Source organism: Pseudomonas sp. SC3(2021) (genome assembly GCF_019856535.1).
GTDB classification, from domain to species: domain Bacteria; phylum Pseudomonadota; class Gammaproteobacteria; order Pseudomonadales; family Pseudomonadaceae; genus Aquipseudomonas; species Aquipseudomonas monsensis.
Genome location: NZ_CP082236.1, coordinates 3,570,920 through 3,589,288, shown reverse-complemented (window position 1 = coordinate 3,589,288; position 18,369 = coordinate 3,570,920). Strand labels below are relative to the sequence as shown.

Below are 18,369 nucleotides of genomic sequence, written 5' to 3'. Positions count from 1 at the left end.
GAAGAACTACTAATGTCCTTGATCGAATTCAAAAATGTTTGTGTAGATTTCCCGATCTACAACGCTAACGGCCGCTCCCTGAAAAAGCGTCTGATGCAGGTTGCGACCGGCGGTCAGTTGGGTGCGGACCAACAAGGTCGCGTAGTTGTCAGAGCACTGGAAGACTTGACGTTTACCCTGCGCGACGGCGATCGCGTCGGACTGCTTGGACATAACGGCGCCGGCAAAAGCACCCTGCTGCGCCTGCTCAGCAGCGTTTACGAGCCCTCCACTGGCACTGCCGTGATCAAGGGTGAAATCGGCTCGCTGATCGACATCTCGCTGGGCACCGATCCGGAAGCCACCGGGCGGGAGAACATTTTCCTGCGTGGCGGCATCCTCGGGATGACCAAGGCACAGATCGCCGAAAAGCTGGACGAGATCATCGAGTTTTCCGAATTGGGCGATTTCGTCGATATGCCAATCCGTACCTACTCGTCAGGCATGCACCTGCGTTTGGCGTTCGCGGTATCGACGACGATCAAACCGGAAATCCTGTTGATGGACGAATGGCTCTCGGTGGGCGATGAAGGCTTCAAGCACAAGGCTGAAATCCGCATGAACGAGTTGGTGAAGTCGACCAATATCCTGGTGATCGCCAGCCATTCGCGCGAACTGGTCATGCACACCTGCAATCGGGTGCTGTGGCTGGAACACGGCAAAATAAAGATGGATGGCGACCCGGCGACGGTCACCGCTGCCTATTTCGGAGCTTGAGCCAATGAACAGTACCAAGCGCAATGGCGTGGATATCCAGGTGGCCTTCACCCTGGCATCCAGACGACTGCACGCAAAACACAACATCGAAACGGGTGCCGCCGTACCCGAGGACGTCGCACCTATGCAGCCAGGCATGCGCCTGATCATTCGCCACTACACAAAGCAGACGCTTCGTCGCATTGCCCACCACAGCTTGCGCGTCGCCCGACCGCTGACCCGCCCGCTTTTGTTTCGTCTACGCAATTACTTCACCGCAGCCATCCGCCAGGAAATGCTGGAAGAGTTCAGCAAGCTGCAAAAGATCCAGTACCAGCAGCACCAGCAGATCGTCCTGGAGTTTCAGCGCCTGGCAAACTCGGCGAAAATCCAGACCCGGTTGTCACAGAAAATCTTTTCCAGCCAGCACTCGCTGGAAGGTCTGCAACAGCAACTGGACCGGATAGAACAGAAAAGCCTCGGCAACAATATCCCGGTAGCAGACGCCACACCGGGTGAACACGTGGACAATACGCGGCTGGCCCGAGGTGAAGACGCATGAAGACTGAAGTCATCGTGGTCGGTGCCGGCGGGCACGCGAAGGTGTGCATCGAACTGCTGCACGCGCAAGGCGACAAGGTGGCCTATTGCGTTGGTAATCCGGACAGCCCGGATACCTGCCTGGGCATCCCCGTACTCAAAAGCGACGATCACCTTGCAGCCCTGCGTCAGGACGGATACGAACAGGCGTTCATTGCCATCGGCTCGAATTCACTGAGAAACAAGCTGGCCCGGAAAGTCACCGAAATGGGGTTCCGCCTGGTCAATGCCATCAGTCCGGCGGCGGTGGTTTCACCTTCAGCCTTGCTGGGAACAGGCATTGCGGTGATGGCCGGTGCGGTCATCAATGCCGAGGCGACGATTTCTGACCTTTGCATCATCAACACCGGCGCCACCATTGACCACGATTGCGTGATTGGAGCCGCGGCACACATCGCCCCTCAGTGCGCGCTGGCGGGCAACGTGCAGGTGGGCCCCCTGAGCTTTATCGGTGTCGGCAGCAAAATCATTCCCGAGATCCACATCGGTGAGTCGGTCATGGTCGGTGCCGGAAGCGTGGTCATTTCGAATATCGGGTCGGCAACCACAGTAGTCGGCGTGCCAGCCAAAGCTCTACACAAAATTTGAAGGAAGAAACATGAAACGTATTTCTGTTGCACAACCAAAGCTCGCCGGCAATGAACGCAATTACGTGCTGGATTGCCTGGACACCAACTGGATCTCTTCCAACGGCAAATACATCGGCGCCTTCGAAGAAAGCTTTGCAGCCTTCTGCGGCGTCAAGCATGCGATCGCCACCAATAACGGCACGACTGCGCTGCACCTGGCCCTGGTGGTACTGGACCTGCAGCCGGGCGACGAAGTCATCATCCCGACGGTGACCTACATTGCCACGGCGAACGCCGTGCGCTATTGCGGGGCGACCCCGGTATTGGTGGATGTGTGCGCCGACACCATGAACATCGATCCGCAGACGATCGAAAGCAAGATCACTGCAAAAACCAAAGGCATTATCCCGGTGCACCTCTATGGCCATCCTGCACAAATGGATGTCGTCAATGAAATCGCCCGCAAACACAACCTCTGGGTGGTGGAAGATGCTGCCGAGGCACACGGTGCCGAAGTAAAAGGCAGCAAAGTCGGCAGCCTGGGGACTTGTGCGACCTTCAGCTTTTTCGGCAACAAGATCATCACCACCGGCGAAGGCGGCATGATCACCACCAACGACGATGAACTGGCCGCCAAACTGCGCCTGTTCCGTGGTCAGGGCATGGATCCGAATCGTCGGTACTGGTTCCCGGTGATTGGCTACAACTACCGCATGACCAACATCCAGGCAGCCATCGGTCTGGCCCAGATGGAAAACATTGCCACTGCACTGTCTGATCGCGATCGTCTGGCCGGCTGGTACAACGAAGCGCTGGCAGACCTCAAGGGCAAGATCGTTCTGCCAACCGAGGCCTCCTGGGCCAAACAGGTGTTCTGGATGTACAACATCTTCCTGGCCGATGGTGACGAGCACAAACGCGACGCGGTCATGCAGAAACTGGATGCGATGGGCATCGAAACCCGCCCCGTTTTCTATCCGATGCACGTTCTGCCACCTTATAAGGAAGACAATGTCTACCCTGTGGCGGACCTCTGGTCGGGCCGCGGCATCAACCTGCCAACGCACCAGGACCTGACTCAGGCAGACATCATCAGAATTGCAGCCAGCCTGCGTGAGGTCTTGGCAGACTGATGAAAATCGCCCTTTGCTCCACTTTTGTGCCCTTTATCCGCGGGGGCGGAAGAAATATCGTCGACTGGCTGGCCTCCACCCTGACGGCTGCCGGGCATCAGGTCGAAGTCGTCTACCTGCCTGAACTGGATGCACCGGATCTGCTGTTCCAGCAGATGATGGCGCTGCGTTGGGTGGATCTTCAGGCCGCCGATCGGATCATCTGCTTCCGACCCCAGTCGCACCTAATTCCTCACCCGCATAAAATCCTCTGGTTTATCCACCATATCCGTGCGTTCTACGATATGTGGGACAGCCCGTATCGCGACTTTCCGGACAACGCCAAGCATCGCGCCATCCGCGATGCACTGGCTGACGCCGATACAAGGGCACTGGGCGAAGCAAAGACCATTTTCACCAACTCCAAGGTCGTATCCAACCGACTCAAGACCTATAACGATGTCGACAGCGAGGTGCTCTACCCGCCTGTATTCGAATCGGAACGGTTCTTTTGCGCCGGATACAACGACGAGATCGCTTATATCTGCCGCCTCGAACATCACAAGCGCCAGCACTTGCTGATCGATGCACTGAGCTATACCACGACGCCGGTTCGCCTGCGTCTGTTGGGAACGGGGGGCGGGCCTGACTACGGTATTTCCCTGCGGCAGAAGATCGAGGAATACGGTCTCGAAGATCGCGTGACCCTTGATGATCGCTGGATCACTGAAGAGGAAAAGGTCGAGCATCTGTCGGTATGTCTCGCCGCCGCTTACCTGCCGGTCGACGAGGACTCCTACGGCTATCCGAGCCTGGAAGCCAGTCACGCCGAAAAACCGATTCTCACCACCACCGACTCGGGTGGCGTGCTGGAGTTGGTCAAGGACGGCTATAACGGCTACATCGCCGAACCGACGCCCGAGTCCCTGGCCCAGGCGATGGACAAGCTGTACAGGGATCGGAGCAACACCGAAGCCATGGGCAAGAACGCCAAACAGCGATTGGTTGACTTGAAAATTTCCTGGTCACATGTGCTGGAGCGTCTGTTGGCATGAAAGTCCTGATTGTAAACAACATGGCCCCGTTCATCTGGGGTGGTGCGGAAGAGCTGGCTGTCAATCTGCAAAGAAACCTGATCATTGCCGGTCACGATGCCGAAGTCATGCGCATACCGGCTCAATGGGAACCTGCCTCGCGCATCCCCTCGCAGATGCTGATGACGCGCACCATGGAAATCTTCAACACCGATCACGTCATCGCCTTGAAGTTTCCGGCGTATCTGGTCCGCCACCACAGAAAGTCATTGTGGCTGCTGCATCAATATCGTCAGGCCTACGACCTGTACGATGTCGGGCAAACCAATCTGCCAGCGGACCAAAGTGGTACGGACATTCGCAACGCCATCATCAACGCGGACAACGAAACTTTCGCCGAGAGCCGCCACATCTACACCAACTCGGAAGTCACGCGACAGCGCCTGTTCAAATACAACGGGTTCGATTCGCAGGTGCTGCTGCCGCCGGTCAACGACCCGGAAGCGCTCACCGGCGGGGAGTATGGCGACTATATTTTTGCCGGTGGCCGCGTCAACAGCATGAAGCGTCAGTACCTGCTCCTGCAGGCGCTCGCCAAAGCCGATCAACGCGTCAAGCTGGTCATTGCCGGCCCTCCCGAGTCCCATGCCGATACGCTGCAACTGCATTCGATCATCAACGAATTCGGCCTGCATGACCGCGTCAAGCTTGACCTTGGCTTCCTGCCCCGTGCCACCTACGTCAACTACGTCAATCAGGCGCTCGCCGTCGCCTACATCCCTTTTGACGAAGATTCGCTGGGCTATGTGGCCATGGAAGCTGCAACGGCGCGCAAAGCGCTGATCACCACGACAGACAGTGGCGGGATCCTTGGCCTGGTCACCCCCCACGAGTCCGGCTGGCGGGCAGAACCCACCGCCGAAAGTCTCGCGGAAGCCATGAATGCCGCTTTTGAGAGCAAGACCCGGACCATCCAGTATGGTGAAGGCGCCCAGGCGCTGTGGAATACGCTGGGCATCAATTGGCCCGAGACCATCGAGGCGCTTCTCAAATGAAACTTGTCATCTTCACACCCGGCGTCAAATCCTCTGCCATTGGCCGGATGACGCGCCTCGTGGTGCGTGCACTGCTGAGCCAGCAGCATCACGTTGTTCTGGTACGAACCGAGAGCGCCCATGTCCTGGCCAAAGAGCCGCACGACTTTGGTTGCACCGCCATCCCCTGGACCGACGAAGAGCAGGTTGCTCAAGAAGTGGCCAGCGCCGACTGCCTTGTCTACCAGATCGGCGACAATTACGAGTTTCATGAAGGTGGCGTCGCCTGGCTGCATAAGGCCCCGGGCATTGTTTGCCTGCACGATTTCTTTCTTGGCCACCTGTTCTGGGGCTGGGCGCAACAACGACGCGATGAGGCCAATGACATCCTGACTCAGTGGTATGGCAGCAAAATTGCCACCAACTACTTCAATGTCAGTGATAGCGCCACCTTTATCAGCTCGACACGCGAGACTGCCCCGCTGACCGAATGGATCAGCTCGATGGCCACCGGCGTGATCACCCACAGTAACTGGGGCTGCAAGCGGGTAATGGATGCGTGTGCAGGTCCGGTTTTCGTGACGCCGCTGGCCTACGATGCACCGGGAGCTGTTGACGCCGAAGAAGAACGCAAAAGTGACGGCAAACTGAAGGTGCTGACGATCGGCCATGTCAACCCGAACAAGCGGGTTGAAAGCTGCATCAAGGCCATCGCAAGCAACGCTTCATTGCGCAAGAACATCAGCTATCGCCTGGTAGGCGCCATTCTTCCGGACGTCGAAAGTAAACTGACCGAAATGGCCGCCAAGGGTGGGGTCGAACTGATCATTTCCAACGAAGTCGACGATGCCACGCTGTCCGAAGCCATCAGAGAAGCCGACGTGATCAGTTGCCTGCGCTGGCCTAGCCTGGAAGCCGCTTCTGCTTCAGCCATTGAAGCGATGCTCTATGGCAAAGCCACGATCGTCACCGACACCGGCTTCTACAAGGAACTACCGGACCAATATGTATTGAAAGTGTCGCCCGACAACGAAATTGAAGATCTGAAAAAGATTTTCCTTTCGCTGCGCAGCAAGCCATCTTCGGCCGCCGAGATCGGCAAACAGGCGCAAGCATGGGCCAAAGAGACTTTCACCGCCGAGAATTACGCTCACAAGCTGGAACAGGCCATTCCGGTCGTGCTTCGAGCGAAGGTGGTGATTTCGGCAGTCGATCATTTTGCGACCATCATCGAAAAATGGTCAGCCAGCCCTGAATTGCTCGGGACTCCGGAGATCCTCAAGCCCTTGAGCATCTTCAATACCAATACGATCGTCTGAACCGGACGTGCGGTGGATCAGCATCTGATCCACCGCAAACCGCCCGCGTTATTGTTGCTTCAAACTTCCAAAAACAAACTGTGCCGTGTCTTTCCAGGCAACGGGTTTGTAGTCACGCTTGATCGCTTCTTCCTTGGCCGCCAGTGCCAGCGGATCAAAAGCATACTTCTGCAGTTCGGCGACCCACGCCGACACATCCCATGGCTCCAGATAATCCAGCAGTTCCCCGCCCACCTCGGGAATCGACGCTGCATTGGAGGCCAGGCAGTACTTGCCGGCAGCCAGGCTTTCTGCAACCGGTAAACCCCAGCCTTCATACAAGGACGGGAATGCCGTCATCATGCAGTTGCGATACAGGTGCATGAGGTCAGAATCCGAAACGTTGTTGAGGATGCGAATGTAGTCCTTTGTCCGCGGATCAAGCGCGATATCCGACAACAAATCACCTACCCCCCAACCCGGCATCCCGACAAACACCAGTTTCGGCAAATCCTTGACTCCGTCATCGATCAGACGGGTATAGGCACGGTACAGGACCTCATGGTTCTTGCGGCGCTCGATCGTCGAAACGAACAATACGAAGCGCTCTTTCAGCAAGGCCTGCACATCTGCGCTGATGGTGTCGCTCAACTCATGGGAGAGCTGGCAACCCAACTTGACCACCGCTGTCTCGGGCACAGGGGCACCCAACTCTTCGAGTAGCGCGACCAGATCCTTGCGCGTGCATTCCGAGATACACAGGATCTTGTCCGCACACCACGCAACATCGGCAAAGTAGTTGGCAAACTTGGCGGCCACATCACCGACGCACAGATGCGGCAGTCTTACCGGAATCACGTCGTAGCAGAAAAGAACGACGCGCAGACCAACTTGCTTCTTGAGTTCATAAAGATGCGGCAGGTTCTTGTTGTCCCAGTCCAGCCCAACCGAGATGTAACTATCGCCCTTTGCAAAAGGATGACCGCCGGTGCGCACCTTGTGAAACGAAGGATTGAACACATGGCTGCGATTGGCTGGCCTGAAGAACGCCAGAGTCGCCGACTTCAGGTGTCGAACACCAATCACGGCTTCGACAATGGAGGTACGGCGCAATTGAAAGAACTGATAAATGCGCCCGCTCACCTTGGGCGGCAGGCGATTGAGTACCTTGATTGCCTTTTCTTTCAACCGGGCCTCGATTGAACTTTTACTCGAACTGCCTGCAGCGATCCGGCCTGGCGCAGGCATGTGCGCGCCAGAAATTCTTTTCAGGGTGGCAGCGACCTCGGCTGCGTCAATTGCGCTGTAACCGGTGGCATGACTGTAGAAGCAAAACTTCACATCTTCGCCCGCAGCAATCAACTCAAGTGCATGGGTGGCAGCCTCTGCCTCCGTGCGAATAATGCCTACCGCCGGCCGACGCCAGCCGAGAATGGTCGTTACATCAAACCAGGTGGTCATGCTTGCGCCTTCTTTTCAATGACTTCTGCCGCTGCATGCGGGATCGACTCAAGGCTACGGACCCAGGTCAATGGTTCGCGGGAAACTCTGTCCGGCCCGTTGGCATCAATGGTTGCCGGCCCCGTCAGGCGCAGGCGAATCGCCGCATGAAACTCGTCCGGCGTACGGGCAACACTGATTTCCGGCAGATTCAGGTGCTGCTCAAAGCCACGGAAAGCCGATTCTGTGCCGATGACGTACTTGCCCGAGTAGATGGCTTCGGCCGTCTTGATGTTGGAACCGCCACCATGAGGAATCGGCAACAGGAACGCATGCGCCAGCGTTTTCACGGCATCCAGGTCTTCATCCGGCAGCATGTAGAGCAGCTGCAGACGCGACAGATTCAGCTGTCCCCAGCGACTGTCACGCAGCGCTGCCTCAAGGTGCTCACACACACTGCCGACCACCACCAGTTTGCTATCCGGCGGTATGCACGCCAGTGAACTGCCGAGGCACTCATTGAAGCCCTTGAAATTAGGCGGGTGGGCGCTGGCAACATAGAGAATCCACGGAGACTGCGGCAGACGCTCTTTCCAGCTGGCGAGCAGCTCCGGCTTCGCCGACCAAGGCGCGATTCCATTGGAGGCAAGCAGTGGTTTCTTCGCCCCCCAGGCCTGGAGAATGTCGTAATCCGCCTGGGTAACGGCCACGGCAATATCGGCCTCAAGAGCCGCCTTGCGCTCCAGGGCCTCGATATCCGCGATGACCGGCTCCGCACCTTTGATAGCGTAGCTGTCGAGGATTTCCTGCTTCAGCGGAGCCTCGATGTTCTGCGATCCGTAAATCAGGCACGCATTGGCGTGCTGCGGCATCTGACGGATCTTCAGTACCAACGGCCACAGCCACGGCTGCTCGACATGAATCACGTCGATAACCGGCGGTAATTTCTTGAGAATGTCTGCGAACCCGCCTTGTTCCGATGCGGCGAATTCGCCCGAAAGCAAGTCGTTGATCAAGGGAACATAGGTGCCCTTGTATTTCCGGAAGGGGCTGCCAGCGGGAAAACTGACATCGTTGGCTCCCAGGCTTGAAGGCGGATAGCCCTCCGGCTCATAAACCGCCAGATGAGTCACACTCCAGCCATTTTCGCCAAAGGTTTTCGCGATATTGGCAACCCGGACCTGCCCCCCGTGTCGGGGAGAGGCGATCGGATAGGTGCTTAACAATAAAACCGTTTTCAAAATAGGAACCTATTGAATTGATATTTCACAACCTGCACCCGCACCGCAATGGTTCGCTCATCGAGACTCGGGCGCCGTCGAATACCAAAGAAACGAAGACTCAAGCGCCCTTGATCAACAGCTCGATCTCTTTCAAACGCGCCCACATCAACGCCTGATCGCCTCTGGCTTCAACATTGAGCCGCAACAGCGGTTCGGTGTTGGAGCCGCGCAGGTTGAAACGCCAGTCGGCAAAGGAAACGCTGATGCCGTCGGTTCTGTCGATCTCAGGATTCTGCGGCAAATAATGCGCCAGAACCTTCTGCAGCATCGCCGGTACATCCTCGACGCGATAGTTGATCTCGCCGGTGCACGGATAGGCAGCAATGCGCTCGTCGACCAGTTGCGCCAGGGTCTTGCCCGTGGTGGACATCAGGGCCGTCACGAGCAACCAGGGAATCATCCCGCTGTCGCAGTAGGCGAAATCGCGGAAATAGTGGTGAGCGCTCATTTCGCCACCATAAATGGCATCTTCAAGACGCATGCGCTCTTTGATGAAGGCATGCCCGGTCTTGCACAACACCGGCACACCACCGGCCTGCTCGACCTGATCAATGGTATTCCAGGTCAGGCGCGGGTCATGAATGATTTTGCTTTCGGGGTGTTGCTTGAGCAGCATTTCTGCCAGCAACCCAACCAGATAATAGCCTTCGATAAATCGGCCGGTTTCATCGAAAAAGAAGCAGCGGTCGAAATCGCCGTCCCATGCCAGCCCGACATCACAGCCATTGTCGAGCAGCGCCTGGCGGGTCAGCTCGCGATTTTCCGGCAGCAGCGGATTGGGTACGCCGTTGGGAAAATGGCCATCTGGCTCGGCATTGATCACTACCCATTCGAACGGCAGCTTGTCGATCAGGGCCTGCAACACCGGACCGGCCGCGCCATTGCCCGGATCGGCCAGCACTTTCAGCGGCTTGAGCTCTGCGACGTTGATATAGGTGAGCAAGTGATCGATGTAGCGGCTCTTATCGAGCTCATGCCGAACGTCACCAGCCTTGTCCGCCAGCGCACCGAGATCGCCGCTTTCCACCCGGTCACGAATCGCATTGAGGCCTGTGTCGCCACTGATCGGTCGCGACTGCGACTTGACCAGCTTCATCCCGTTGTAGCCTTTTGGATTATGGCTGGCGGTGATCATCACCCCGCCGTCGGCACCGAATGCACTGGTGGCAAAATAGACCTCTTCGGTACCGCACAGTCCGATATCTATGACATCCGCGCCCGCCTCCCTCAAACCCCGGGTCATCGCCTCGGCGAGCATCGGGCTTTCCAGGCGCATGTCTCGCCCCAGCACAATGCTTTTAGCTTGCAGCTCAACGACCATTGCACGGCCAATTCGATAAGCGACATCCTCGTTCAGGTCGGACGGCACTTCGCCACGGATGTCATAAGCCTTGAAGCATCGGGTTTTGATCGGGGTATGCATTTTGATCTCTTGCCTGGTAGTCCGAGACGGCGGATGGGGAGCGCCACGGCTGTGTGTCATCTATAGGGATTGAAGTCGCAGGTGGGCACATGCAAATAAGCCTGATCGGCAAAACAATCACCGACCAGGCTTATGACTGGCAGCACGCGGTTACTTGTCAACGCGGCCGTAGTTGTCTTCAAAACGCACGATATCGTCTTCACCCAGATAATCGCCGCTTTGCACTTCAATGAGGACGAGGTCAATGACGCCCGGGTTCATCAGGCGATGCTGGTGTCCGGCGCGAATGAACGTCGATTCGTTGGTGTTGAGCATCAGTTCCTGCTGGTCGTTGACCACCACGGCCATCCCGCTGACAACAATCCAGTGCTCACTGCGATGGTGATGCATCTGCAATGAGAGCGAAGCCTTCGGTTTCACGACGATACGCTTGATCTTGAAGCGCTCGCCATTTTCCAGGGTAGTGTAGGTACCCCATGGCCGGTGGACCGTGCGATGCAGCAAATGCACCGTATGGCTGCAGGCCTTGAGCTGGTTGACGATGTGCTTCACATCCTGGGCATGGTCCTTGTGGGCGATCATCACCGCATCCGGGGTGTCGATGACCAACAGGTCTTCCACACCGACCAGAGCTGTCAGACGCCCCTCACTGTTCACATAGTTGTTGCGCGAACCGTGAGACAGCACTTCACCTTCGAAGCGGTTGCCGTTTTCGTCTGGCGCAGTCAATTCGCTTACGGCGTTCCAGGAACCGATGTCACTCCAGCCGATATCGCAAGGAATGGTCGCGACCTTGTCCGAGCGCTCCATCAGCGCATAGTCGATGGAGATATCCGGCACCTGGGCGAAGCTTTCGCTATCCAGGGCCAGGCAACGGTATTTGCTGGACGAGGTCAGACGCGACACCTCGATGGTTTTCGCAACAGCCTCGACGACGTCGGGCGCATGCAGACGCAGCTCTTCCAGAACGGTGCCGACACGGAAGCAGAACATGCCCGAGTTCCAGAAGTAGTTGCCAGCACCTACGTAAGCCTGTGCGGTTTCCAGATCCGGCTTCTCGACAAACCGCGCGACCTTCAAACCACCGTTGAGCGGGGCATCCTTTTGCGCTTCGATGTAGCCAAAGCCCGTTTCAGGATACGTCGGCTGAATACCGAAAGTGACGAGCCAGCCTTCACCTGCCAGCGCAACCGCGCTGGCAACTGCGGCGGCGAAGGCCTTTTCGTCCTTGATCAGGTGATCGGCTGCCAGCACCAGCATATGGGCGTCGGGGCCATGAGTGGCCTCCAGTTGCAATGCTGCCGCCGCTACTGCCGCCGCAGTGTTGCGCCCGAACGGTTCGAGGATGAACCCTTGCGCATGCTTGGCGGTATTGACCACCCCGTACTCGTCTTCAGTCTTGAACAGCAACTCACGGTTGGTCACCGTAAGGACTTCCACGACACCTTCAAGACGTGAAGCACGCAGGAACGTCTTCTGGATCAGATTCTGGCCATCCGGCAAATCCATGAAAGGCTTGGGATGGGCTTCACGGGAAACAGGCCACAACCGGCTGCCCACTCCGCCAGACAAAATTACGGGAATCAGTTCCATGCTCTAAGTCCTTAATCCCCTTTCCTGCGGTGATCTTCAGGAAAGCAGGCTCAGTTATGTTTCTAGTCGTTCCTGCACCGAATCAGGTGAAGGACCCTTGCCCCGTCTGCCCGCTTCAAGGCGACGGAACCCATGACACTCGCACCCTTAAAAGCGTCGAATACATTGCCCGATGCTGTCGGCCATTCTACAGCGGCTGCCCGCTATTAATAACTCGACAATTGAATGCAACAGACCGACGTCAAAGGCAAAACGGCCATCAATGCGACGGCTGATCCAGCAACTTCTGCAAATATTGACCATAACCGGTTTTCTTCAGGCGCTGCGCCTGGGCATCGACCTGCTCAGCGGTAATCCAGCCGTTGTGATAAGCGATTTCTTCCAGGCAAGCGACCTTCAGGCCCTGGCGATGCTCGATGGTATGCACGAAGTGACCGGCTTCAAGCAGCGAGTCGTGAGTACCGGTATCCAGCCAGGCGAAGCCGCGACCCAACATTTCGACGTTGAGCGTCTTTTGTTCCAGATAAGCGCGGTTGATGTCGGTGATTTCCAGCTCGCCACGCTCTGAAGGCTTGATGTTTTTAGCGATTTCCACGACCTGGTTATCGTAAAAATACAGGCCGGTGACCGCGTAATTGGATTTCGGTTTTTGCGGCTTCTCTTCAATGCTCAGCGCGCTGCCGTTGGCATCGAACTCCACCACCCCGAAACGCTCCGGATCGGAAACGTGATAACCGAAGACCGTCGCCCCCGAAGGCTGGGCATTGGCGGAGCGCAGGTTTTCGGTGAAATATTGTCCGTAGAAAATATTGTCGCCGAGAATCAGGCAGCAAGGGTCGTCGCCAATGAACTCTTCACCAATGATGAAGGCTTGCGCAAGCCCGTCGGGACTTGGCTGTTCGGCATAACTCAACTCGATCCCGTACAGGCTGCCATCACCCAGCAACTTGCGGAAATTCGGCAAGTCCTCCGGGGTGGAAATGATCAGGATTTCACGCATGCCTGCCAGCATCAGTACCGACAGCGGGTAAAAAATCATCGGTTTATCGTAGATGGGCAGCAGTTGCTTGGACACGCCCAGGGTGACCGGGTGCAAACGAGTCCCCGAGCCGCCGGCCAGAATGATGCCTTTACGGTTAGTATTGATCATTTATTCAGAATTTCCCTGAGCATTCGGGTTACACCACTTTGCCAGTCCGGCAAGTGTAGAGAAAAGGCGTCACACAACTTCCGTGTATTCAAACGAGAATTCAAGGGACGGCACGCCGGCGTCGGATAGGCGCTGGTGGGAATCGGGTCGATCGCAGTGACCGCGAACGCTTCGCCGCAGGTACGGGCAAAGTCAATCACAAAGGACGCATAACCATGCCAGGACACTTCCCCGCCGGCCACCAGGTGGTACACACCGGACAACTGTGGATCCAGCTTGACGCGCTGAATCGCCAGAGCGGTGACATCGGCAATCAGATCCGCCCCCGTTGGCGCGCCGATCTGGTCGCAAATGACCTTCAGGGTTTCGCGCTCTTTGGCCAGGCGCATCATGGTTTTGGCAAAGTTGCTGCCACGGGCGCCGTAAACCCAGCTGGTTCGAAAAATCAGATGTTTGCAGCCCGAGGCAATAATGGCGTTTTCACCAGCCATTTTGCTCGCGCCGTAATGATTCAGCGGATCGACGGCATCTGTTTCCACCCAGGGCGTGGTTCCCTGGCCGTTGAATACATAGTCGGTCGAATAGTGAATCAGCCATGCTCCCAAGGCTGCTGCCTCTTCAGCCATGACCTGACTGGCCTGAGCGTTCACACAATCGGCCAGTTGCATCTCGACCTCAGCCTTGTCGACGGCGGTGTATGCAGCAGCGTTGACAATGACATCGGGACGAAGCGTGCGAATCGTGGCGCGCAGCCCGACGAGGTCGCAGAGATCTGCGCAAAGGCCATCTGCGCCGTGACGATCAAGGGCAATCAACTGGCCGAGCGGAGCGAGCGAGCGCTGAAGCTCCCACCCGACTTGCCCGCTTTTGCCCAGCAGCAGAATTTTCATCACTTGCTCGAACGATCCGCATAATTCTGATCGATCCATTGCTGGTAGGCGCCACTCTTCACATGCGCAACCCAATCAGCATTGCTCAAATACCATTCGACCGTTTTACGGATCCCGGTCTCAAAGGTTTCCTCTGGCGTCCAGCCCAGCTCACGCTGGATCTTGCTGGCATCGATTGCATAACGCTGGTCGTGGCCAGGTCGATCCTGCACATAAGTGATCAGACTGGCGTGCGGGCAATAGGCCGAATCGGGGCGCAACTCATCGAGCAACGCACACAGTGTGTGCACTACTTCAATATTCTGCTTTTCGTTATGGCCGCCAATGTTGTAAGTCTGGCCAACCACGCCTTCGGTCACGACTTTATAAAGCGCGCGGGCATGATCCTCGACATAAAGCCAGTCACGTACCTGGTCACCTTTGCCATACACCGGCAAGGGTTTGCCTTCCAGCGCATTGAGGATAATCAGCGGAATGAGCTTCTCGGGAAAGTGACACGGACCGTAGTTGTTCGAGCAATTGGTGACCAGGGTCGGAAGGCCGTAGGTTCTGGCCCACGCACGCACCAGGTGATCGGAACTGGCCTTGCTGGCCGAATACGGCGAACTCGGTTGATAGGGTGTCTCTTCGGTGAACAGGTCTTCAGGCCCTTCAAGGTCGCCGTACACCTCGTCCGTCGAGATATGGTGGAAGCGAAAAGCGCCCTTGCGCACATCGTCCAGGGCCAGCCAATAGTGGCGTGCCGCCTCCAGCAAGGTGTACGTACCAATGATGTTGGTCTGAATGAATTCGGAGGGCCCGGAAATCGAACGGTCGACATGGGACTCTGCCGCCAGGTGCATGATCGCATCCGGCTGATGCGTTTGCAGCACACGGTCTATCTGCTGGCGATCGCAGATATCCACTCGCTCGAAAACATAACGTTCGTCCTGACTGACTTGCGCCAGCGATTCAAGATTACCGGCATACGTCAGCTTGTCGACGTTCACTACGGAGTCGGTTGTATTGGAAATAATATGACGAATAACTGCCGAGCCAATAAACCCGGCGCCGCCGGTCACTAGAATTTTCACGCGAAACCATACCCTTGAGTTGCTGACAGTACCGCCAATCGAGCGCTGTCCGGTCCATGATCGCAACTGTCATTACATCGAAAGGCGCCTGCTGAAGCCAGCCTTTGACGACGCGCAAACAGGCCGCTATCGAATAAGGGCGGCATTTTACAGCTTAATGAACGATTTACTAATGGATATAGATGGACCAGAGCGCAATTTCGACAGATGCCCCGCCGCTGCCATTTCAGACCAGACGCTTGCGCGAGGCTCTGGACGAACGCCCCAGAAACCAGGCGAGTATTGGACCAATCAACATACCCACAAGCAACGCCAAAACCATTACAAGCGATGCCGGAAGTTGTGGAGCCGACCAGCCGAGGAATATCAGCGAGATCGATTGCTGGTTTTCCAGAACGAATGCCAGAACAACCAACACCAGCAAAAGAATGAATGCGCCAAGAAGCATGCGCTTGAGATTACGCATGAATAACTCCCTGCAGAGTCCCGACTGTCAAATCTCGTCCTCCTCTTCGTTCACCCGATCACGCAGCTCTTTACCTGGCTTGAAATGCGGAACGAATTTGCCGTCAAGGCTGACCGACTGGCCGGTTTTTGGATTGCGGCCTACGCGCGGGGCACGATAGTGCAATGAGAAGCTGCCAAACCCACGGATCTCGATACGATCACCGGTCGCCAGACATTGGGACATTTGTTCAAGCATGGTCTTGATGGCCAGCTCCACATCCTTGGATGAGAGTAGCCCTTGATGGGTGACAATTCGTTCGATCAACTCCGACTTCGTCATATTTTTCCCTTCTTTTTCAAGCAGCTAGATCAGCGCTTGAAAGGTTTTAGCACGCCCGGAAGATTTTGAACAGCCCAGGGATTGACATATCTTCCTCGGCGCCGAAACGCCCGTTTTCAGGGCATCAAACCCGCAAACACGCTCTACCGGCATATCACCAGCATCGTCCGGGTGACGTAGCCTGCCGGGTTGAAGCCAAAAGGAAACTCCTCCTCATCCCTGGCATCGTCAGATCGCGTGATCACCTTGTATCCAGCCCCCTTGCACTCCTTCGCCGCACGCCGCTGACACTTGTCCCAGCCAGAGCCCAATCCGGAGCAGTCTATCTCTATGCCACTGACACCTCGCACCGCATGGGTCTTGGCGCTGGTGGTACAGCCCGCTAGAACCACAGCAGCCAAGAGGACGATAAACTTGTTCATTCACTTCCTTATGTCAGGCGAAGCCCGACGACTACACGCTTAAGACCTAGCTTAGTCGTGAATAGGCGATTGATCCGATTAAAGAAACAGACCATCAGGGAAATGATTTGGTTTCACCCACAAGCACACTCATAAAACAGGACGGCAAAAATCGGTAAATCGCAGGCACAAAAAAGGGCGACCGAAGTCGCCCTTTTTCATGATCAAGCAGAACTTAGTTCTGTTTGGCCATTGCTTGCTTCAGCAGAGCAGCCATAGTGGTATCGGCTGGAGCTTCCTGAACGGAGTTCAGGCTCTGGATAGCTTCTTTCTCTTCAGCATCGTCTTTCGATTTGATCGACAGCTGAATTACACGGCTCTTACGATCAACGCTAATGATCTTGGCTTCTACTTGCTGGCCTTCTTTCAGAACGTTGCGCGCGTCTTCAACGCGGTCACGGCTGATTTCGGAGGCTTTCAGAGTCGCTTCGATATCGTCGGCCAGAACGATGATGGCGCCTTTGGCGTCAACTTCTTTCACGGTGCCAGTAACGATTGCGCCTTTGTCGTTAACCGAGACGTACTCGGAGAACGGATCGCTTTCCAGTTGCTTGATGCCCAGGGAGATGCGCTCGCGCTCTGGGTCAACCGACAGGATAACGGTGTCCAGCTCGTCGCCCTTCTTGAAACGACGTACGGCTTCTTCGCCCACTTCGTTCCAGGAGATGTCGGACAGGTGAACCAGACCGTCGATGCCGCCGTCCAGACCAATGAAGATACCGAAATCGGTGATCGACTTGATGGTGCCGGAGATCTTGTCGCCCTTGTTGAACTGGCCAGAGAAGTCTTCCCACGGGTTCGACTTGCACTGCTTGATGCCCAGGGAGATACGACGACGCTCTTCGTCGATGTCCAGAACCATGACTTCCACTTCGTCGCCGACTTGTACGACTTTCGAAGGGTGGATGTTCTTGTTGGTCCAGTCCATTTCCGAAACGTGTACCAGACCTTCAACGCCTTCTTCCAGCTCAGCGAAGCAGCCGTAGTCAGTCAGGTTGGTTACACGAGCGGTAACGCGAGTGCTTTCTGGGTAACGGGCTTTGATAGCAACCCATGGATCTTCGCCCAGTTGCTTCAGGCCCAGGGAAACACGGTTGCGTTCGCGATCGTATTTCAGAACCTTAACGTCGATTTCGTCACCAACGTTGACGATCTCGGAAGGATGCTTGATGCGCTTCCAGGCCATGTCGGTGATGTGCAGCAGGCCGTCCACGCCACCCAGATCGACGAATGCGCCGTAATCGGTGAGGTTTTTGACGATACCTTTGACTTGCTGGCCTTCCTGCAGGGATTCCAGCAGAGCTTCACGCTCGGCGGAGTTCTCGGCTTCCAGGACGCTGCGACGGGAAACGACAACGTTGTTGCGCTTCTGGTCCAGCTTGATGACCTTGAATTCCAGCTCTTTGCCTTCCAGGTGCGTGGTGTCGCGCACTGGACGGACGTCAACCAGGGAACCTGGCAGGAACGCACGGATGCCGTTAACGTCGACAGTGAAGCCGCCTTTAACCTTACCGTTGATAACGCCCTTGACCACTTCCTCAGCTGCGAAGGCTGCTTCCAGAACGATCCAGCATTCAGCGCGCTTGGCTTTTTCACGGGACAGCTTGGTTTCACCGAAACCGTCTTCAACCGAGTCCAGCGCAACGTGAACTTCGTCACCGACATTGATAGTCAGATCGCCAGCGTCGTTGTAGAACTGCTCAAGCGGGATGAGTGCTTCAGACTTCAGGCCAGCGTGAACGGTTACCCAGCGAGCTTGGTAATCGATATCAACGATAACACCGGTGATGATGGAGCCTGCCTGAAGGTTCAGGGTTTTTAGGCTTTCTTCAAAGAGTTCCGCAAAGCTTTCGCTCATTTTAATTCCTGTAAATGAGGGCGAAGGAT

At 56.2% G+C, this 18,369-nt stretch carries 18 protein-coding genes; 7 read left to right on the top strand and 11 right to left on the bottom strand.

Translation table 11 applies throughout. The features are described from left to right. Nucleotides 1–12: 12 nt before the first annotated feature. The 7 genes from K5Y35_RS16055 to K5Y35_RS16025 are packed head-to-tail and all read left to right on the top strand — an operon-like array spanning nt 13 to nt 6,403. Nucleotides 13–756, top strand: a complete 744-nt coding sequence (locus K5Y35_RS16055) for an ABC transporter ATP-binding protein (RefSeq protein WP_123466625.1) — start codon at nt 13–15, stop codon at nt 754–756. Nucleotides 757–760: 4 nt separating this feature from the next. Beyond that, nucleotides 761–1,297, top strand: a complete 537-nt coding sequence (locus tag K5Y35_RS16050; RefSeq protein ID WP_222832331.1) for a hypothetical protein — start codon at nt 761–763, stop codon at nt 1,295–1,297. Continuing rightward, a complete protein-coding gene (locus K5Y35_RS16045) occupies nt 1,294–1,923 on the top strand; it encodes an acetyltransferase (RefSeq protein ID WP_123466629.1) in 630 nt (209 codons plus the stop codon). Before K5Y35_RS16050 ends, K5Y35_RS16045 begins: the two co-directional genes overlap by 4 nt. Before the next feature lie 10 nt (nt 1,924–1,933). Then, a complete protein-coding gene (locus tag K5Y35_RS16040) occupies nt 1,934–3,037 on the top strand; it encodes a DegT/DnrJ/EryC1/StrS family aminotransferase (RefSeq protein WP_222832330.1) in 1,104 nt (367 codons plus the stop codon). Further along, on the top strand, nt 3,037–4,071 hold the full coding sequence (locus tag K5Y35_RS16035; RefSeq protein WP_123466633.1) for a glycosyltransferase family 4 protein: 1,035 nt from the start codon (nt 3,037–3,039) through the stop codon (nt 4,069–4,071). The genes K5Y35_RS16040 and K5Y35_RS16035 overlap by 1 nt, the downstream gene beginning before the upstream one ends. After that, nucleotides 4,068–5,105 carry a glycosyltransferase family 4 protein gene (locus tag K5Y35_RS16030; RefSeq protein ID WP_123466635.1) on the top strand — a complete coding sequence of 346 codons (1,038 nt, stop codon included), beginning with the start codon at nt 4,068–4,070 and terminating at the stop codon, nt 5,103–5,105. The genes K5Y35_RS16035 and K5Y35_RS16030 overlap by 4 nt, the downstream gene beginning before the upstream one ends. Beyond that, on the top strand, nt 5,102–6,403 hold the full coding sequence (locus tag K5Y35_RS16025) for a glycosyltransferase (protein WP_222832329.1): 1,302 nt from the start codon (nt 5,102–5,104) through the stop codon (nt 6,401–6,403). Before K5Y35_RS16030 ends, K5Y35_RS16025 begins: the two co-directional genes overlap by 4 nt. Before the next feature lie 48 nt (nt 6,404–6,451). Here K5Y35_RS16025 and K5Y35_RS16020 read toward each other — a convergent pair whose 3' ends face one another. The 11 genes from K5Y35_RS16020 to rpsA form a co-directional block, all read right to left on the bottom strand. Further along, the gene (locus tag K5Y35_RS16020; RefSeq protein WP_222832328.1) at nt 6,452–7,843 is read right to left on the bottom strand and encodes a glycosyltransferase family 4 protein; all 1,392 of its coding nucleotides are present in this window, start codon (nt 7,841–7,843) and stop codon (nt 6,452–6,454) included. After that, nucleotides 7,840–9,063: a glycosyltransferase family 4 protein gene (locus K5Y35_RS16015; protein ID WP_148050916.1), complete on the bottom strand. Its 1,224-nt coding sequence runs from the start codon at nt 9,061–9,063 to the stop codon at nt 7,840–7,842. The genes K5Y35_RS16020 and K5Y35_RS16015 overlap by 4 nt, the downstream gene beginning before the upstream one ends. Nucleotides 9,064–9,163: 100 nt before the next feature. After that, nucleotides 9,164–10,528, bottom strand: a complete 1,365-nt coding sequence (locus K5Y35_RS16010) for a phosphomannomutase (RefSeq protein ID WP_123466643.1) — start codon at nt 10,526–10,528, stop codon at nt 9,164–9,166. 150 nt (nt 10,529–10,678) lie between these two features. Next, a complete protein-coding gene (locus K5Y35_RS16005; RefSeq protein WP_123466645.1) occupies nt 10,679–12,121 on the bottom strand; it encodes a mannose-1-phosphate guanylyltransferase/mannose-6-phosphate isomerase in 1,443 nt (480 codons plus the stop codon). 259 nt (nt 12,122–12,380) lie between these two features. Next, nucleotides 12,381–13,271 carry a glucose-1-phosphate thymidylyltransferase RfbA gene (rfbA, locus tag K5Y35_RS16000; RefSeq protein WP_222832327.1) on the bottom strand — a complete coding sequence of 297 codons (891 nt, stop codon included), beginning with the start codon at nt 13,269–13,271 and terminating at the stop codon, nt 12,381–12,383. Then, nucleotides 13,268–14,161, bottom strand: a complete 894-nt coding sequence (gene rfbD, locus K5Y35_RS15995; RefSeq protein WP_222832326.1) for a dTDP-4-dehydrorhamnose reductase — start codon at nt 14,159–14,161, stop codon at nt 13,268–13,270. The genes rfbA and rfbD overlap by 4 nt, the downstream gene beginning before the upstream one ends. Continuing rightward, on the bottom strand, nt 14,161–15,234 hold the full coding sequence (gene rfbB / locus K5Y35_RS15990) for a dTDP-glucose 4,6-dehydratase (RefSeq protein WP_222832325.1): 1,074 nt from the start codon (nt 15,232–15,234) through the stop codon (nt 14,161–14,163). The genes rfbD and rfbB overlap by 1 nt, the downstream gene beginning before the upstream one ends. Nucleotides 15,235–15,460: 226 nt before the next feature. Then, nucleotides 15,461–15,700: a LapA family protein gene (locus K5Y35_RS15985; RefSeq protein WP_123466653.1), complete on the bottom strand. Its 240-nt coding sequence runs from the start codon at nt 15,698–15,700 to the stop codon at nt 15,461–15,463. Nucleotides 15,701–15,727: 27 nt separating this feature from the next. After that, on the bottom strand, nt 15,728–16,021 hold the full coding sequence (ihfB, locus tag K5Y35_RS15980; RefSeq protein WP_119429682.1) for an integration host factor subunit beta: 294 nt from the start codon (nt 16,019–16,021) through the stop codon (nt 15,728–15,730). Nucleotides 16,022–16,164: 143 nt separating this feature from the next. Beyond that, nucleotides 16,165–16,443 carry a hypothetical protein gene (locus K5Y35_RS15975; protein WP_123466655.1) on the bottom strand — a complete coding sequence of 93 codons (279 nt, stop codon included), beginning with the start codon at nt 16,441–16,443 and terminating at the stop codon, nt 16,165–16,167. Between the two features lie 214 nt (nt 16,444–16,657). After that, nucleotides 16,658–18,340 carry a 30S ribosomal protein S1 gene (gene rpsA, locus K5Y35_RS15970; RefSeq protein WP_025113090.1) on the bottom strand — a complete coding sequence of 561 codons (1,683 nt, stop codon included), beginning with the start codon at nt 18,338–18,340 and terminating at the stop codon, nt 16,658–16,660. Between the last annotated feature and the right edge of the window lie 29 nt (nt 18,341–18,369).

What these genes read in the sequence shown, in the direction of transcription:
- K5Y35_RS16030 (WP_123466635.1), top strand. Translation starts at nt 4,068, where the DNA reads ATGAAAGTCCTGATTGTAAACAACATGGCCCCGTTCATCTGGGGTGGT.
- K5Y35_RS16035 (WP_123466633.1), top strand. Translation starts at nt 3,037, where the DNA reads ATGAAAATCGCCCTTTGCTCCACTTTTGTGCCCTTTATCCGCGGGGGC.
- K5Y35_RS16005 (WP_123466645.1), bottom strand. Translation starts at nt 12,121, where the DNA reads ATGGAACTGATTCCCGTAATTTTGTCTGGCGGAGTGGGCAGCCGGTTG.
- K5Y35_RS16050 (WP_222832331.1), top strand. Translation starts at nt 761, where the DNA reads ATGAACAGTACCAAGCGCAATGGCGTGGATATCCAGGTGGCCTTCACC.
- K5Y35_RS16010 (WP_123466643.1), bottom strand. Translation starts at nt 10,528, where the DNA reads ATGCATACCCCGATCAAAACCCGATGCTTCAAGGCTTATGACATCCGT.
- K5Y35_RS16045 (WP_123466629.1), top strand. Translation starts at nt 1,294, where the DNA reads ATGAAGACTGAAGTCATCGTGGTCGGTGCCGGCGGGCACGCGAAGGTG.
- K5Y35_RS15985 (WP_123466653.1), bottom strand. Translation starts at nt 15,700, where the DNA reads ATGCGTAATCTCAAGCGCATGCTTCTTGGCGCATTCATTCTTTTGCTG.
- K5Y35_RS16040 (WP_222832330.1), top strand. Translation starts at nt 1,934, where the DNA reads ATGAAACGTATTTCTGTTGCACAACCAAAGCTCGCCGGCAATGAACGC.
- rfbA (WP_222832327.1), bottom strand. Translation starts at nt 13,271, where the DNA reads ATGATCAATACTAACCGTAAAGGCATCATTCTGGCCGGCGGCTCGGGG.
- K5Y35_RS16055 (WP_123466625.1), top strand. Translation starts at nt 13, where the DNA reads ATGTCCTTGATCGAATTCAAAAATGTTTGTGTAGATTTCCCGATCTAC.
- rfbD (WP_222832326.1), bottom strand. Translation starts at nt 14,161, where the DNA reads ATGAAAATTCTGCTGCTGGGCAAAAGCGGGCAAGTCGGGTGGGAGCTT.
- K5Y35_RS16020 (WP_222832328.1), bottom strand. Translation starts at nt 7,843, where the DNA reads ATGACCACCTGGTTTGATGTAACGACCATTCTCGGCTGGCGTCGGCCG.
- ihfB (WP_119429682.1), bottom strand. Translation starts at nt 16,021, where the DNA reads ATGACGAAGTCGGAGTTGATCGAACGAATTGTCACCCATCAAGGGCTA.
- rpsA (WP_025113090.1), bottom strand. Translation starts at nt 18,340, where the DNA reads ATGAGCGAAAGCTTTGCGGAACTCTTTGAAGAAAGCCTAAAAACCCTG.
- K5Y35_RS15975 (WP_123466655.1), bottom strand. Translation starts at nt 16,443, where the DNA reads ATGAACAAGTTTATCGTCCTCTTGGCTGCTGTGGTTCTAGCGGGCTGT.
- K5Y35_RS16025 (WP_222832329.1), top strand. Translation starts at nt 5,102, where the DNA reads ATGAAACTTGTCATCTTCACACCCGGCGTCAAATCCTCTGCCATTGGC.